This window comes from Pseudooceanicola sp. (assembly GCF_029213205.1).
In the GTDB taxonomy this organism is placed as follows: domain Bacteria; phylum Pseudomonadota; class Alphaproteobacteria; order Rhodobacterales; family Rhodobacteraceae; genus Pseudooceanicola.
Window position 1 is genome coordinate 125,338 of record NZ_JARGNH010000001.1, and the last position, 14,716, is coordinate 140,053.

The 14,716-nt window shown below is 63.9% G+C and carries 15 protein-coding genes; 11 read left to right on the top strand and 4 right to left on the bottom strand.

Translation table 11 applies throughout. The features are described 5' to 3' along the window. Nucleotides 1–54: 54 nt before the first annotated feature. Complete coding sequence (locus P1U48_RS00625; protein ID WP_301066228.1) at nt 55–1,827, bottom strand: SLC13 family permease; 1,773 nt, start codon at nt 1,825–1,827, stop codon at nt 55–57. 429 nt (nt 1,828–2,256) lie between these two features. Between P1U48_RS00625 and P1U48_RS00630 the strand changes: the two genes are divergently transcribed. The 5 genes from P1U48_RS00630 to P1U48_RS00650 all read left to right on the top strand — a co-directional run bounded on the left by P1U48_RS00630 (nt 2,257) and on the right by P1U48_RS00650 (nt 5,714). Beyond that, entirely contained in the window at nt 2,257–2,997 is a 741-nt protein-coding gene (locus tag P1U48_RS00630; RefSeq protein ID WP_301066229.1) for a YebC/PmpR family DNA-binding transcriptional regulator, read from the top strand. A gap of 71 nt (nt 2,998–3,068) precedes the next feature. Further along, complete coding sequence (locus P1U48_RS00635) at nt 3,069–3,638, top strand: DinB family protein (RefSeq protein ID WP_301066230.1); 570 nt, start codon at nt 3,069–3,071, stop codon at nt 3,636–3,638. Next, nucleotides 3,635–4,240 carry a LysE/ArgO family amino acid transporter gene (locus tag P1U48_RS00640; RefSeq protein WP_301066231.1) on the top strand — a complete coding sequence of 202 codons (606 nt, stop codon included), beginning with the start codon at nt 3,635–3,637 and terminating at the stop codon, nt 4,238–4,240. The genes P1U48_RS00635 and P1U48_RS00640 overlap by 4 nt, the downstream gene beginning before the upstream one ends. A gap of 106 nt (nt 4,241–4,346) precedes the next feature. Beyond that, entirely contained in the window at nt 4,347–5,255 is a 909-nt protein-coding gene (locus P1U48_RS00645; protein ID WP_301066232.1) for a DMT family transporter, read from the top strand. Nucleotides 5,256–5,462: 207 nt separating this feature from the next. After that, the gene (locus P1U48_RS00650; RefSeq protein WP_301066233.1) at nt 5,463–5,714 is read left to right on the top strand and encodes a YdcH family protein; all 252 of its coding nucleotides are present in this window, start codon (nt 5,463–5,465) and stop codon (nt 5,712–5,714) included. Here P1U48_RS00650 and P1U48_RS00655 read toward each other — a convergent pair. Beyond that, nucleotides 5,699–7,096 (bottom strand): helix-turn-helix transcriptional regulator, encoded by a 1,398-nt coding sequence (locus P1U48_RS00655; RefSeq protein WP_301066234.1) that lies wholly within the window; start codon nt 7,094–7,096, stop codon nt 5,699–5,701. The two genes, P1U48_RS00650 and P1U48_RS00655, sit on opposite strands and share 16 nt — an antisense overlap. Before the next feature lie 74 nt (nt 7,097–7,170). Then, complete coding sequence (locus tag P1U48_RS00660) at nt 7,171–8,106, bottom strand: MFS transporter (RefSeq protein ID WP_301066235.1); 936 nt, start codon at nt 8,104–8,106, stop codon at nt 7,171–7,173. 264 nt (nt 8,107–8,370) lie between these two features. Here P1U48_RS00660 and P1U48_RS00665 point away from each other — a divergent pair, with 264 nt between their 5' ends. The 6 genes from P1U48_RS00665 to P1U48_RS00690 all read left to right on the top strand — a co-directional run bounded on the left by P1U48_RS00665 (nt 8,371) and on the right by P1U48_RS00690 (nt 13,930). Beyond that, complete coding sequence (locus P1U48_RS00665; protein ID WP_301066236.1) at nt 8,371–9,903, top strand: acyl-CoA carboxylase subunit beta; 1,533 nt, start codon at nt 8,371–8,373, stop codon at nt 9,901–9,903. A gap of 14 nt (nt 9,904–9,917) precedes the next feature. After that, nucleotides 9,918–10,322 carry a DUF6497 family protein gene (locus tag P1U48_RS00670; RefSeq protein ID WP_301066237.1) on the top strand — a complete coding sequence of 135 codons (405 nt, stop codon included), beginning with the start codon at nt 9,918–9,920 and terminating at the stop codon, nt 10,320–10,322. Nucleotides 10,323–10,536: 214 nt separating this feature from the next. Beyond that, nucleotides 10,537–10,677, top strand: a complete 141-nt coding sequence (locus tag P1U48_RS00675) for a hypothetical protein (RefSeq protein ID WP_301066238.1) — start codon at nt 10,537–10,539, stop codon at nt 10,675–10,677. An 81-nt stretch (nt 10,678–10,758) separates the two neighbouring features. Continuing rightward, the gene (locus P1U48_RS00680; RefSeq protein WP_301066239.1) at nt 10,759–11,115 is read left to right on the top strand and encodes a hypothetical protein; all 357 of its coding nucleotides are present in this window, start codon (nt 10,759–10,761) and stop codon (nt 11,113–11,115) included. 403 nt (nt 11,116–11,518) lie between these two features. Then, nucleotides 11,519–11,734, top strand: a complete 216-nt coding sequence (locus P1U48_RS00685; RefSeq protein ID WP_301066240.1) for a hypothetical protein — start codon at nt 11,519–11,521, stop codon at nt 11,732–11,734. Between the two features lie 150 nt (nt 11,735–11,884). Next, the gene (locus P1U48_RS00690) at nt 11,885–13,930 is read left to right on the top strand and encodes an acetyl/propionyl/methylcrotonyl-CoA carboxylase subunit alpha (RefSeq protein ID WP_301066241.1); all 2,046 of its coding nucleotides are present in this window, start codon (nt 11,885–11,887) and stop codon (nt 13,928–13,930) included. A gap of 63 nt (nt 13,931–13,993) precedes the next feature. On the opposite strand, the gene P1U48_RS00695 is transcribed toward P1U48_RS00690, so the two are convergent. Next, nucleotides 13,994–14,440: a DUF4174 domain-containing protein gene (locus P1U48_RS00695; protein WP_301066242.1), complete on the bottom strand. Its 447-nt coding sequence runs from the start codon at nt 14,438–14,440 to the stop codon at nt 13,994–13,996. Nucleotides 14,441–14,716: the final 276 nt, after the last annotated feature.

Here is a 14,716-nt window from a genome sequence, read left to right on the forward strand (position 1 = left end):
GGAAAGGCGCGCCGTGTAGCCCGCCGGTGCGGGGGGCGCAAGCGGCTGCGTCGCTCAGAGCGGCCAGAACACCAGGATCAACGGGATCGATACCGCAATCACCAGCAGTTCCAGCGGCAAGCCCATGCGCCAGTAATCGCCAAAGGAATAGCCACCTGGGCCCAGTACCAGGGTGTTGTTCTTATGCCCGATCGGGGTCAGGAACGCCGCCGAGGCGGCAATCGCCACCGCCATCAGGAACGGGTCCGGCGACACGCCAAGGCTCTGCGCCATCTGCACCGCAATCGGTGCCGCGATAATCGCGGTGGCGGTGTTGTTCAGCACATCCGACAGGGTCATGGTGACCACCATCAGCGCGGTCAGGATGGCCCAGGCGGGCCAGCCCGCCGAGATTGACACCAGCCCGTTGGCGATCAGCGAGGTGCCGCCCGAGGTTTCCAGCGCCACGCCCAGCGGGATCATCGATCCCAGCAGCACCACCACCGGCCATTCGATATGGGTATAAAGCTCTTGCAGCGGCAGGACGCGGAACAGCACATAGCAGATCACCACCAGCCCCAGCGCCACCGGCAGATAGACCAGCCCCAGCGAGGCCGCCAGCACTGCTGCGGCGAACAGGCCGATGGCCAGCCAGGTCTTGGAATTCTCGGTCACCGCCAGGCCACGGTCGGCCAGCGGCAGACAGCCCATCCATTCGGCCACATCCGGGCCGCTGTCCTTGGGCACCAGCACCAGCAGGATATCGCCCGGCTCGATGATGGTCTTGCGGATCTGCGAGCGGATCGGTTGACCCTGACGCGACAACCCGAACAGCACCGCCCGCATCCGCCAGGCCAGCCCGACCGCCTGGGCGCTGCGCCCGGCCATCCGGCTTTCCGCCGGCACCACGACTTCGAGGATATCGAGCCCCTCACCGGCGGCGGTCAGCAATTCCTCACGCCGGTTGTCGGAAAACGCCAGTTTCAGCGCCGCGCGGAATTCGTCCAGCGCCTCCGGCGTTGCCTCAAGCACCAGCGCGTCGCCCGCTTTCAGGATTGCGGTGCGGGCATTGCCATAGAGGCGGCGACCATCACGGATCAGCCCGATCACTGCCACATCGGCCTTTTCCGCCACCGGCCAAAGCTCACCCAGGCGCTTGCCGATCTGTTCGTTGCCCTCGGGCACCGTCAGTTCGGCGACATAGGCGCTCATGTCGCCGGTTTGGGCCAGCGGATCAGCGCGCTGCGGAATCAGCCGCCAGCCGACCGTGGCAACAAAGATCAGCCCGACCAGAGCGGTCAGGCCACCGACCGGCGCGAAATCGAACATGGTGAAAGGTTCACCGAGGGCATCGCCACGAAAGGTGGCAATGATGATATTCGGCGGGGTGCCGATCAGCGTCGCCATGCCGCCGAGGATGGTGGCAAAGGACAGCGGCATCAGTGACAGGCCGGGGGCACGCCCGGCCTTTCTGGCGGTCTGGATATCGACTGGCATCAGCAGCGCCAGCGCCGCAACGTTGTTCATAAAGGCCGACAGCACCCCGCCGATGCCGCCCATCAGCACGATATGGCTGCCAAGGCTGCGGCTGGAATCGACCAGCGTCCGGGTGATCAGATAGACCGCCCCCGAGCGCACCAGCCCCGCCGACACCACCAACACCAGCGCCACCACCAGCGTCGCCGGATGGCCAAAGCCGGAAAACGCGTCCTCGGCGGGCACGACTCCCGCCACCACCGCCACCATCAGCGCCGTAAAGGCGACCAGATCATAACGCCATTTGCCCCAGAGAAGCAGGCCAAAGAATGAGGTGAACAGGGTGAAGAGGATGATTTGATCGTTGGACATGATGCGCCTTTTTCTGCCCGGTCAACCAATCCGATCGGCGCGCCATGTGCAAGCCACAGGATCGCCTTTGGCGCTCAAGGGCCGTCGCGGACCAGCTGGAAAATCGCTTCGATCATATTGTCCACGGCCACCGCCGCCAACACCATGCCCATCACCCGGCTGACAATCGCCGCCCCGCTGCGGCGCAGCGCGGGCGGTGACAGGGGGGGATGGGGAGGAAACGCGCAGGCAAACGCATCGGAGCGGCGCGATCAGGAAAGCCCGGCGCTGTCCATCTCAGCGGGCCGTAAATAGCAGTGAATCTGCATGGAATAGGGCGAAACGGCCGATTTTTGCGCCGCAGCCCTGGTTGCACGGGCTTGCGGCGCGCCTGAGGCCTGACATATAGAGGCGCAACCCGAAATTCCGGACGTTCTTGAAGGAGTCACCATGGCCGGCCATTCCAAATGGGCGAACATCCAGCACCGCAAGGGGCGTCAGGACGCCCTGCGCTCCAAGCTGTTTTCAAAGCTTTCCAAGGAAATCACCGTCGCCGCCAAGATGGGCGATCCCGATCCTGACAAGAACCCGCGCCTGCGCCTGGCGGTGAAAGAAGCCAAATCGCAATCGGTGCCCAAAGATGTGATCGACCGGGCGATTAAGAAAAGCCAGATCGGCGATGGCGATGATTACGAGGAAATCCGCTATGAGGGATATGGCCCCGGCGGTGTCGCGGTGATTGTCGAGGCGATGACCGACAACCGCAACCGGACTGCGTCGAACGTGCGTTCGACCTTCAGCAAGCATGGCGGCAACCTGGGCGAGACCGGCAGCGTCGGTTTCATGTTCGACCGCAAGGGCGAGGTGACCTATGGTGCCGAGGTTGGCGATGCCGACACGGTGATGATGGCGGCGATCGAGGCCGGGGCCGAGGATGTCGAAAGCGCCGAGGACGGCCATGTCATCCTCTGCGCCGACACCGATCTGAACGAGGTCGCCACCGCGCTTGAGGCAGAGCTGGGCGAATCCGAGTCGACCAAGCTGATCTGGAAGCCGACCACCACCACCGAGCTTGACCTCGAGGGCATGCAAAAGCTGATGAAGCTGCTCGACTCGCTGGAAGACGACGATGACGTGCAGAATGTCACCGCCAATTTCGAAGCCTCTGACGCGGTGATGGAGGCGCTCTGAGCCGCCGCTTGCCGCGCGCTCCTTGAATGGTAAGGTGAGGCGGCTTCGGCCGCCTTTTCCATGGGGCCCCTATGAGTGCAGATCTCACCGACCCCTGCCGCCCGCATCGGCTGACCGCCCGCCAGAACGCCCTGGCCAATCTGCGGTTGCTGAACGCCTGCGCCCGGCTGGAGCCCGGTGACTGGACGGCGCCGCGAGTCGGCTTTTTCGGGTCTTTGCAGGCAACGCTCAATCACCTTTACACGGTCGATCTGTTTTACATCGATGCGCTGCACGGCGGTCGGGCCGGGTTCCTCCATCGCGACAATCCGCTGCCGCTGCCCGATCTGGCGCGGCTGCGCGCCGCGCAGATGCAGCTGGATCTGCGGCTGGTGGGGTTTTGTGATGCGCTGAAACCGGCGGGTCTGACCCGGATCGTCGCGGTGCAGCGCAGCGCCGGTGTTCAACACGAACCGCTGCCGGATCTGCTGTTGCACCTGGCCCTGCACGCGGTGCACCACCGGGGCCAGGCGCATACGATGCTGTCGGCCACATCGGTCGCGCCGCCGCAGCTGGATGAATTCATCTGCCGCAATGATTGCGTGGACCGCACCGCCGAAATGGCGGATCTGGGCTGGACCGAAGAGTACCTCGGTTCATGAGCGCTGCCGCTCTGGCCGGATTCGCCACCGGGCTGTCACTGATCCTGGCCATCGGGGCGCAGAATGCCTTTGTGCTGCGTCAGGGGCTGCGGCGCGAACATGTTGGCGCGGTGGTCGCGGTCTGCGCGCTGTCGGATGCGGTGCTGATCGGCGCCGGGGTGGCCGGGTTCGGGGCCCTGACCGCGCGGTTTGGCTGGCTCGACCCGCTGCTGCGCTATGGCGGTGCCGGGTTCCTGATCGTCTATGGCGGGATCGCGCTGCGCAGCGCCTGGATCGGCAGCAGCGCCCTGCGTGCCGCCAGCGGCCAGGCGGATCAGCCGCTGGGCCGGGTGATCGCGATCTGCCTGGCGCTGACCTGGGGCAATCCGCATGTCTATCTCGACACCTTGGTGCTGATGGGCGCGGTCAGCGCCGATTGGCCGGACAAGCGCGCCTTTGCCCTGGGCGGGATGACGGCCAGCCTGATCTTTTTTGCCACGCTCGGCTATGGCGCCCGGGCGTTGGCGCCGCTGTTTGCCCGCCCCGCTGCCTGGCGACTGCTGGATCTGCTGGTCGCAACGATCATGTGGGCGATCGCGGCGCGGTTGCTGCTGGGGGGCTGACTCGGGCGGCAGGCCCGGCTTGCGGCATCCGGTGCTGCCGAATCTGCAACCGTGACAATCGCCGCGCCGCTCTTGCCGCCGTGGGCACAACGTGATTGGTGGAGGCATGATCGACGCACGGCCTTCGCGCCCGGTTGTTGGCATTCTGTGGATGCTGGTGTCGGGCCTTCTCTTTGTCTTTGTGAACACCGGGGTGAAATTCCTCGGGCCGCGGGTGCCCGCGCCCGAGGCGGCGTTCCTGCGCTATGCGCTGGGGCTGGTGCTGCTGATCCCGACCATCCGGCCGATCCTGGCGGCGCGGATCACCGCGCGGCAATGGCGGATGATCGGGTTCCGTGGCGCTCTGCATGCCACTGGCGTGGCGCTGTGGTTCTTTGCGATGGCGCGGATCCCGATCGCCGATGTCACCGCGATCAACTATATTTCGCCGATCTTTGTCGCCATTGGGGCCGCGATTTTCCTGGGCGAAAAGCTGGCGGCGCGGCGCATCGTGGCGGTGGTGATCGGGCTGATCGGCGCCCTGGTGATCCTGCGCCCCGGGCTGCGTGAGATCGAGCCTGGGCACACGATGATGGTGATCGCGGCGATGGTCTTTGCCGCGTCCTATATGTTCGCCAAACGGCTGTCGGATGAATTGCCGCCGATGGTGGTGGTGGCCTTGCTGTCGATGTCGGTGGCACTGGCGCTGGCGCCGGTGGCGCTGATGCAATGGGTGACCCCGGACCTGACCACCCTGGCGGTGCTGTTCGCGGTCGCCTGCGTGGCGACCACCGGTCATTACACGATGACGCGGGCGCTGCAGGCGGCACCGATTTCGGTGACCCAGCCGGTGACCTTTCTGCAATTGCTCTGGGCGGTGCTGCTGGGATATTTCGTCTTTGGCGAGGCGGTCGATCCCTATGTCATCCTCGGCGGCGGCATGATCATCGCGGCGGTCAGTTTCATCGCCTGGCGCGAATCCAAGGTGAAGCGGGACGGTATGAAGGTGCCACCGCCGCAGGCGACCAAGCTGTGAGCCGGGGCGGGGGTGCCGGCGCCGACGCGGGCTGATCGACCGGGCAGGGGGCGCTGCCCCCTCGGCCTGCGGCCTCACCCCCGGGATATTTTGAACCAGAGGAAGCGGGGGCAGGGTGCATTGTGGTGCCGGGTTGATCCTGGTCAAGGAGCGGCGGCGGCAAGTGGGTACACTGGGCGCAACAATTCAAGGAAAAGGAACGCTCCCATGACTCATACCCCACATGAACTGCACGAGGAATTTCCCGATTTCGCCGCCGCGATCACCCTGTTGAAGACCAAGGATGCGCATTTTGCGCGGCTTGCGGCGGAATATCACGACGTCAACAACCAGATTCACCGGGCCGAGACCAATATCGACCCGATGGAAGATCTGGCGATGATCGAGCTGCGCAAGGAGCGTAGCCGCCTGAAGGACGAGGTGTTTGCGGCGCTGAAGGCGGCTCAGCCGACCACATAGGGCAGCACGCCACGCGAATCCGGATCGATCACCAGCCGCCGTTCCAATGGCGGAACCGCGCGCTGGTGGCATTTCTCGCGCTCGCAGATTCGGCAGGAAATGCCGATTGGTTCGAATGCGCGCGGGCGGGTCAGGTCCAGATCGTCGGCATAGACCAGCTGATCGGCATGGGCGACCTCGCAGCCCAGGGCGATGGCAAAGCGCCGGGTCGGGGCGCCAAAGGCCCCGCCGGATTTCGAGACGTCGCGGGCCAGCGAGATGTAGCGCACCCCGTCCGGCGTCTCGGCCAGTTGTCGCAAGAACCGCCCTGGCGTCTCAAAGGCGCGGTGCACGTTCCACAGCGGGCAGGCGCCGCCAAACCGGGCGAATTGCAGCCGCGTCGCTGAATGCCGTTTGGTGATCGTTCCGGCCTGATCAACGCGCACGAAAAAGAACGGCACCCCCTTGGCACCGGGCCGTTGCAGGGTCGACAGCCGGTGCGCCACCTGTTCGATCGAGGCGCCAAACCGGGTCGCCAGCACCTCAAGATCATGGCGGGCCTCGATCGCCGCAGCCTGAAAGGCGCCATAGGGCATCAGCGCCGCCCCGGCGAAGTAATTGGCAAGGCCGATCTTGGCGATGGCGCGGGCGGCAGCGCTGTGAAACCGCGCCAGATCGAGCGTTGCCTCAAGCAGCGCGTCCTGGGTCAGCAGCGCCACCTGCAACAGCAATTGAAAGGTCTGGGTCTGCGGCGCGGCGCGCAGGGACAGGGTCAGCCGCCCGGTGTCGCGATCAAACTGGCGCAGCGTTTCGGTGTCGGCGAACTGCACCTTGACATTGTGCTGGTCCAGCTCGGACATTGCCCTGACCCGGATGGTGTCCTTACCGCGCAGCGGCTGGGCAAAATGTTCGGCGGCGCGATCGACGGCGTCGATGTAATTGTCGCAATAGTGAAAGAAATCGCGCACCTCTTCCCAGGGGCTGGCCTGGGTGCGGACGTCGTCGCGCCCCAGCGCCTCGTCCAGCGAGGCCAGTCGTTCATGGGTCTGCCGATAGGCCTGGTGCAGATGCAGAAACGCCCGTGCCAGCGCCGGGGCGTTGGAGGCGGTCAGCCGCAGATCGGCCAGTGGCGGGGTGTGTTCGGCCAGCACCGGGTCGGCCATCGCCTCGCGCATGTCCGAGACCAGCCGCTCGCTGTCGCCGATCGAAAGCTCGGTCACGTCGAAACCGAATTCATTGGCGAGGGCCAGGACAACCGTGGTCGAAACCGGGCGGTTGTTGTTTTCCATCTGGTTCAGATAGGGCAGTGACACGCCCAGCTTGGCGGCGAAATCCTTTTGTGTCAGCCCCAGCCGCTGGCGGGTTTCGCGCAGCTTGGCCCCGGCGTAAAGTTTCTGTGCCATGCCGCCCCCGTTGATTTGCAAAGTTGCATATTCAATCGGTAGCTTTGCAAAGCCGACTTAACAAGGGCCAAGGTTCAGCGTGGGGTCAGGCCCATCTGGCGTTCGCGCCGGATCACCAACAGGATCGCAACCAGCCCGGCGAGGGCGGTGCCGAACATCAGCCAGATCAGCGGCGCCTCGTCGCGCCCGGGGCCAAGGATCAGCCCGGCGATCAGTGACAGGGTGGCGCCGCTGCCGATGGCAATGGCGCCGCCCAGCCCCGAGGCGGGCGCGCGCACCGACAGCATCCCAGATGTGGCCGAGGGCATGGTGAGACCGTTGCCCATGCCGACAAAGAACATGCCGCCGAAAAACACCGCCACCCCACCCAAGTCGGCCAGATTGAGGATCAGGGCGGTGGCCAGCCCGGCAGCGGTGAGCGAGGTGCCGATCATCACCATCCGGTTGACCCCGAGCCGCGCGGCCAGCAGCCCGACCAGCAGCAGGAACCAGAAGGCAGCGCGCCAGCCCAGGGTTTCATCCAGCCAGCCGCCAAAGGCCGGGGCCATCATCGGCACCAGCGCCATGCCCATGGTGACATAGCCGAGCCGCGCCGCCGCCTCATCCGGTGGAAACATGTCGCGCACCACCGCCCGCCCCAGGACGAGGCCGACCGCAATTCCGGATTGGATCATCCGAAACGCCAGAAACACATAGACATTGGTGGCCAGCGCGCAGCCCAGGGTCGCCAGGCAGAAGGCCGCGACCCCCCAGAGCAGCACCGGGCGGCGGCCAAAGCGATCGGCAAACGGGCCGATGAAGATTTGCAGGATGGCATTGGTGGCCATATAGCCCGCCACCGCCAGCTGGATCAGTGCATAGGTCGCAGCAAAATCTTCGGCCATCCGCGGCAGCGACGGCAGGAACAGGGTCATCGACATCGCGCTGGCGCCGGTCAGCAGGACCAGGGTCAGCATATGCGGCGGCGATCTGCGGTCGAGAAAGCGAACAGGCTGGTTTTGAGGCAGCATGGATCGGTAGGATCGGTGGCGGGCAAAGTCCATCGCGAGTCGCTGAGGTTTGCGGTTTTGCAATTTGCAAAACGCTTTCTGCATTATATTTGCAAATTTGCCCTATTTTTCTTGTCCTGCCCCGGCTTTTCCCTATGGTCCGGGCAGATCCATTCGGCCCATGATATCCTGGTCATCAATTCGGAACAATCAGGTCCGGCGCCTGCGGTGAACGCCATCCGGCAGGGGCATCCAGTGAAGGCCATCCAGTTAAAGGACGCAGCGATGAAGGACATTCTTCAGGAACTCGACAACCGGCGCAAGGTGGCCAGTCTCGGAGGCGGTGAAGCGCGGATCGAGTCGCAGCACGCCAAGGGCAAGCTGACCGCGCGCGAACGGGTCGAGCTACTGCTCGACGCCGACAGTTTCGAAGAATTCGACATGTTCGTCAGCCACCGCTGCACCGATTTCGGCATGGAACAGCAGCGCCCCTATGGCGATGGCGTGGTCACCGGCTGGGGCACGATCAATGGCCGTATGGTCTATGTGTTCAGCCAGGATTTCACCGTCTTTGGTGGCTCTCTGTCTGAAACCCATGCGCAAAAGATCTGCAAGATCATGGATATGGCAGTGCAGAACGGCGCCCCGGTGATCGGGCTGAACGATTCCGGCGGGGCGCGGATTCAAGAGGGCGTTGCCTCGCTCGCGGGCTATGCCGATGTGTTTCAGCGCAATATCCGGGCCAGCGGTGTGGTGCCGCAGATCAGCGTGATCATGGGGCCATGTGCCGGCGGCGCGGTCTATTCTCCGGCGATGACCGATTTCATTTTCATGGTCAAAGACAGCTCTTACATGTTCGTCACCGGCCCCGACGTGGTGAAAACCGTCACCAACGAGGTGGTTACCGCCGAGGAACTGGGCGGCGCCAGCACCCATACCCGCAAATCCAGCGTCGCCGACGGCGCCTTTGAAAACGATGTCGAGGCGATGGCCGAGGTCCGCCGCCTGGTCGATTTCCTGCCGATGAACAACCGCGAGAAACCGCCGGTGCGGCCGTTCTTTGACAGCCCTGACCGGATCGAGAACAGCCTCGACACCCTGGTGCCGGAAAACGCCAACAGCCCCTACGACATGAAGGAGCTGATCCTGAAAGTCGCGGATGAGGCGGATTTCTATGAGATCCAGGAAGATTACGCCAAGAACATCATCACCGGTTTCATCCGCATCGAAGGTCAGACCGTCGGGGTTGTGGCCAACCAGCCGATGGTGCTGGCCGGGTGCCTGGATATCGATTCCAGCCGCAAGGCGGCGCGCTTCGTGCGCTTTTGCGACGCCTTTGAAATCCCGATCCTGACCTTTGTTGACGTGCCCGGGTTCTTGCCCGGTACCAGCCAGGAATTTGGCGGCGTCATCAAGCACGGCGCGAAACTTCTGTTCGCCTATGGCGAGGCGACGGTGCCCAAGGTGACGGTGATCACCCGCAAAGCCTATGGCGGCGCTTATGACGTGATGAGCTCGAAACATATCGGTGCGGATTTCAACTATGCCTGGCCGACGGCGGAAATCGCGGTGATGGGCGCCAAGGGCGCGACCGAGATCATCCACCGCTCGGATCTGGGCAATGCCGAAAAGATCGCCCAGCACACCAAGGATTATGAGGATCGTTTCGCCAATCCGTTTGTCGCGGCCGAACGTGGCTTTATCGACGAGGTGATCCAGCCGCATTCGACCCGCAAGCGGGTGGCGCGGGCCTTTGCCAGCCTGCGCAACAAGCAGCTGCAGGCACCGTGGAAGAAACACGACAACATTCCTCTGTGACAAAGGGGCCGGTGATGCGTCTGCGTCTGGCGAAAATCGTCGCGGCAGGAGGGGCCCTGACCTGGGCCGCGACCACGGCACCGGGGCAGGAGGAGGCCCCGACCGTGCCCTCCGGCATTTCGCTGACCCTGCAGGAGGTCCTGCTCGACACCCAGGTCAGCGGCGGCGCGCTGGTGCGGTTCCGCTATGTTGCTCCAGCGGTCCAGGCCGATGGCTTTGCTGCGGTCGAGGCGGATTTTCCAGCGCTCTGCACCCAGCAAGTGCTGCCCTGGGCCGCGACGCAGCCGACGCCAATCGCGCGAACGGTGATTTCGATGGCCAGCGCCGAGGTCGAGTTCGGTGTCGCATCGCCCGATGTGATCCAGTTCTTCGAACAGTTTCAGCTGCAAAAAGACGCCTGTATCTGGGAAGGTTTTTGACGGTGCCACAATATGTTGCGAGAGGTTGTTCAGCCCACGCGGGTTTTGAGGCTTTCGAGTCACAAAACGCGTGGGCGATGGCGTCCCAATGTCTTTCGCGGCCACTCTCCTGTATCTTGTCGTCAGGCCGCGCCAATGCGGTCGATACGACGCAGGCCGCAAGCTGGGGCGATTTCCGGTCCGGAACGGCCTGTGACCGAGACAGGAGAAGCAGATGTCGAAAACCGTTAAGAGCCTCTTCGCCTTCAGCCTGGTTGCCTTTGTGGCGGCCTGTGCAGCGAAAGAAGAAGAATACGTTGTGGTCGAGCCCGAGCCGATCAGCCAAGAACCCGTTTACACCGGCAAATACAAGTAAGCCGGATACGGTAAGACTCTGGGGTCCGGCCCTGGTGCCGGGCCCTAATTGCCATCTGCCCCAGGGTGCGGGGGGTGGATCATGCTGAAACATCGCGGCTTTCCCAGCCGTCTTTCGGGCACAGATTTTCAATTCACCATCCGCCGTGGCAATCCGCGCGGCATCACCCCGCTGACCCGGCGCGAACGGTATCGCGATCGCAAGGCGGTCGATCGGCTGGCCGATGCGGCATTTCTGGCGGCGCTCTGGGAACATTTCGGCGAGGCCCCGTTCGAGCGTGGCAATCTGGATGCCGGGCGGCTGAGCTGGCTGTTTGGGCGCGAGGTGGTGGCCGCCGAGGATCCCTTCGATCCGGCCAGCTACGAGGCGCTGTTGCGCGTCGATCGTCGCGCCGCCGAGGTCAGCTTTCCCGATGTTTTTGCCGGAGGATCGGCATGATTTTGCCGCCCGATCAAGGCGATGGGCGGTGCGGCGCCGAAATCGGCGGCGGCGGCGCTGTGTGCTTGGCGTCCGGCCCGGGGCGCGGCAGCATGGCGGCAGTTGGATTGTTTGGGCCTGCCTCTTTTGGTCCACCCCATGTCGATCCGGCATGTCTATACTGTTACCCTTCCACTGAAGGGCGGTCGATTCCCCCCCACGGGACGACCGCCCATTTTTTCCCTGAAACCCGGCACGGGTGCCCCAGCCGCCGACCGCAAGGCCGCGTGATTCGGCGCCTTCTTGCCGAGTGCGGGTCATTCCTGGCGGCATCGCGCCCGCGGCTCAGTTCGGGCTTGCGCGTTGCCCACAAGGCTGAGATCCTGACGCCAGGCAGTGAATGCAAAGTCAGGGGAACACAGACATGCAGATCAACACATTCAAGACCTTCGCCTTGGCGGCCGCGCTTCTTGGCGGGCTGGCGGCCTGCGGCAATACCTTTGGAGAACAGGCCGTCATCGGCGCCGGTGGCGGGGCGATCACCTCGGGCGTTCTGGGCGGCGGTATCGGCACCGGCGCGCTGGTCGGGGCGGCGGCCAACGTCGCCTATTGCCAGCATTATCCAAGCCGCTGCAACTGACGCCAACCTGATCCATTTTCCGCGCCCGCACCTTGTTGCCGGGCCGCCCGTATCATCTCACCAACCGCCAAGGCCGCGCGCCTTGGCGGGTTTTTGCATGCTTACATCGGTGGCACCCATGACCACCAAAAGACGAGAAGGGGACAGCTGATGTTCGACAAGATCCTGATTGCCAACCGGGGTGAAATCGCCTGCCGGGTCATCAAGACCGCGCGCAAGATGGGGATCGCCACGGTTGCGGTCTATTCCGATGCCGACCGCAATGCGCTGCATGTCAGCATGGCGGATGAGGCAATCCATATCGGCCCCCCCGCCGCCAACCAGAGCTATATCGTGATCGACAAGATCATGCAGGCGATCAAGGAGAGCGGCGCGCAGGCGGTGCATCCCGGCTATGGTTTTCTGTCCGAGAACCCGAAATTCGCCCAGGCGCTTGAGGCGGCAGGGGTGGCCTTCATCGGCCCGCCGGTCGGCGCGATCGAGGCGATGGGTGACAAGATCACCTCGAAAAAGCTGGCGCAGGAGGCCAATGTTTCCACCGTGCCCGGCTACATGGGGCTGATTGATGACGCGGATCATGCGGTCGAGATTTCCGGCCAGATCGGTTATCCGGTGATGATCAAGGCCTCTGCCGGTGGCGGCGGCAAGGGCATGCGTATCGCCTGGGACGAAGCCGAGGCGCGCGAGGGCTTTCAGAGTTCCAAGAACGAGGCGGCCAGTTCCTTTGGCGATGACCGGATCTTCATCGAGAAATTCGTGACCCAGCCGCGCCATATCGAGATCCAGGTGCTCTGTGACAGCCATGGCAACGGTGTCTACCTGGGCGAGCGGGAATGTTCGATCCAGCGCCGCAACCAGAAGGTGGTCGAAGAGGCGCCCAGCCCCTTCCTCGACGAGGCCACGCGCAAGGCGATGGGCGAACAGGCGGTGGCCCTGGCGCAGGCGGTGGATTACGCCAGCGCCGGCACGGTGGAATTCATCGTCGATGGCGACAAGAACTTCTACTTCCTGGAAATGAACACAAGGTTGCAGGTGGAACACCCGGTGACCGAGCTGATTACCGGCGTCGACCTGGTCGAGCAGATGATCCGCGTTGCCGCCGGCGAAAAGCTGACGATCACCCAGGACGACGTGAAACTGACCGGCTGGGCGATCGAGAACCGGCTCTATGCCGAAGACCCTTACCGCAACTTCCTGCCCTCGATCGGGCGGCTGACCGCCTATTGCCCGCCGGTGGAGATTGCCGCCGGGCCGTTGCAGGTGAATGGCAAATGGCAGGGCGACGCGGACACCGGACCGGTCGCCGTGCGCAATGACACCGGCGTCTATGAGGGCGGCGAGATCAGCATGTATTACGACCCGATGATCGCCAAGCTCTGCACCTGGGCCCCGACCCGGGACCAGGCGATCGAGGCGATGCGGGTGGCGCTGGACAGTTTCGAGGTCGAGGGGATCGGCCACAACCTGCCGTTCCTGTCGGCGGTGATGGATCACCCGATCTTTATCAACGGCGAGATGACCACCGCCTTTATCGCGGAGGAATGGCCCGAAGGCTTCGAAGGCGTGACCCTGCCCGAAGCCGACCTGCGCCGTATCGCCGCCGCCTCAGTCGCGATGAACCGGATCAGCGAAATTCGCCGCACCCGGGTTTCGGGGCGGATGGACAATCACGAACGCAAGGTCGGCGACCGCTGGGTGATCACCCTGCAGGGGATGGATTTCGAGGTGACGGTCAAGGCCGATCATGACGGATCGACGATCCTGTTTGACGATGGCACAGCACTGCGTGTCGAGGGCGATTGGGTGCCGGGGAGGACTCTGGCGCATATGAACGTTAATGGTACGCCGCTGGTGCTGAAGGTCGGCAAAATCTCGGGCGGCTTCCGGATCCGGGCCCGCGGTGCCGATCTCAAGGTGCATGTCCGCAATCCGCGTCAGGCGGCGCTGGCCCGGTTGATGCCGGAAAAACTGCCGCCCGATACTTCGAAACTGCTGCTCTGCCCGATGCCGGGGCTGGTGGTAAAGCTCGAGGTCGAGGTCGGCGACGAGGTCCAGGAGGGGCAGGCGCTCTGCACCATCGAGGCGATGAAGATGGAAAATATCCTGCGCGCCGAGAAAAAGGCGGTGGTGACCAAGATCAACGCCGCTGCCGGTGACAGCCTGGCGGTTGACGAAGTGATCATGGAGTTCGAATGAGATGACTGCGGGCGCGGCGGTCTATTCTGGCCGGGCAAGGCGGGCGGTGGTCATGCCGCGCCGCTACTTGCTGTCGCGCCGGTCTTCGACCTCTTGCTGGCGCTGCGGATCCTTGTCGATCACCCGGGTCAGCTCGCGCACATCCCAGGGTTGCGGTTTGCGCAGTTTTACCTGTCCGTCCTTGCCCAGCAGCACCAGCATGAAACCGCGCGGGCGCAGGGTCATCCGGATGGCGCTTTCCGCCGCCGGGTCGGTATCTGTGATCACCACCACATCGCGGTCGATCAATTCCTGCGGCAGCGCGTTGAGCACCCGCATCTGGTGGATGAACCGCGGATCGGCCGGGCTGTCGGCAAACACCACCACCGGGCGGTTCACCCAGGCGAATTCCTCAAGCGTGACATCGGCCGCATTGTGGAACAGCACCGGCTCCGCCGGTTCGGTGGCCGTCGCGGCCGCTATTGGCCAGATCAGGCCAAGGGCAAGGATCAAGGGTCTGAGTGGGATCATGAATCCTCCTGTTGCCGGTAATATAGGGCGGCGTGGTCAAGGATACACGCGAGGACCGAAAGATTTTTCGATAAATCCGAAGGTTAAGCACATCGTCACCGGGGGCTTGCGATGACTGACGCATTGGCTCCTGTGCCGTTGCAACACGCGGCGAACCGGGCGTTCTGGCAGGGAAACCAGGCCCTTGGACATCATTTTGCCCATCGGGGCGCATCCCGCCGCCTCGACCTCGTTTCAGGCCTATATGCGGGCCAATGCCGATCCGCCGTCCAGTTT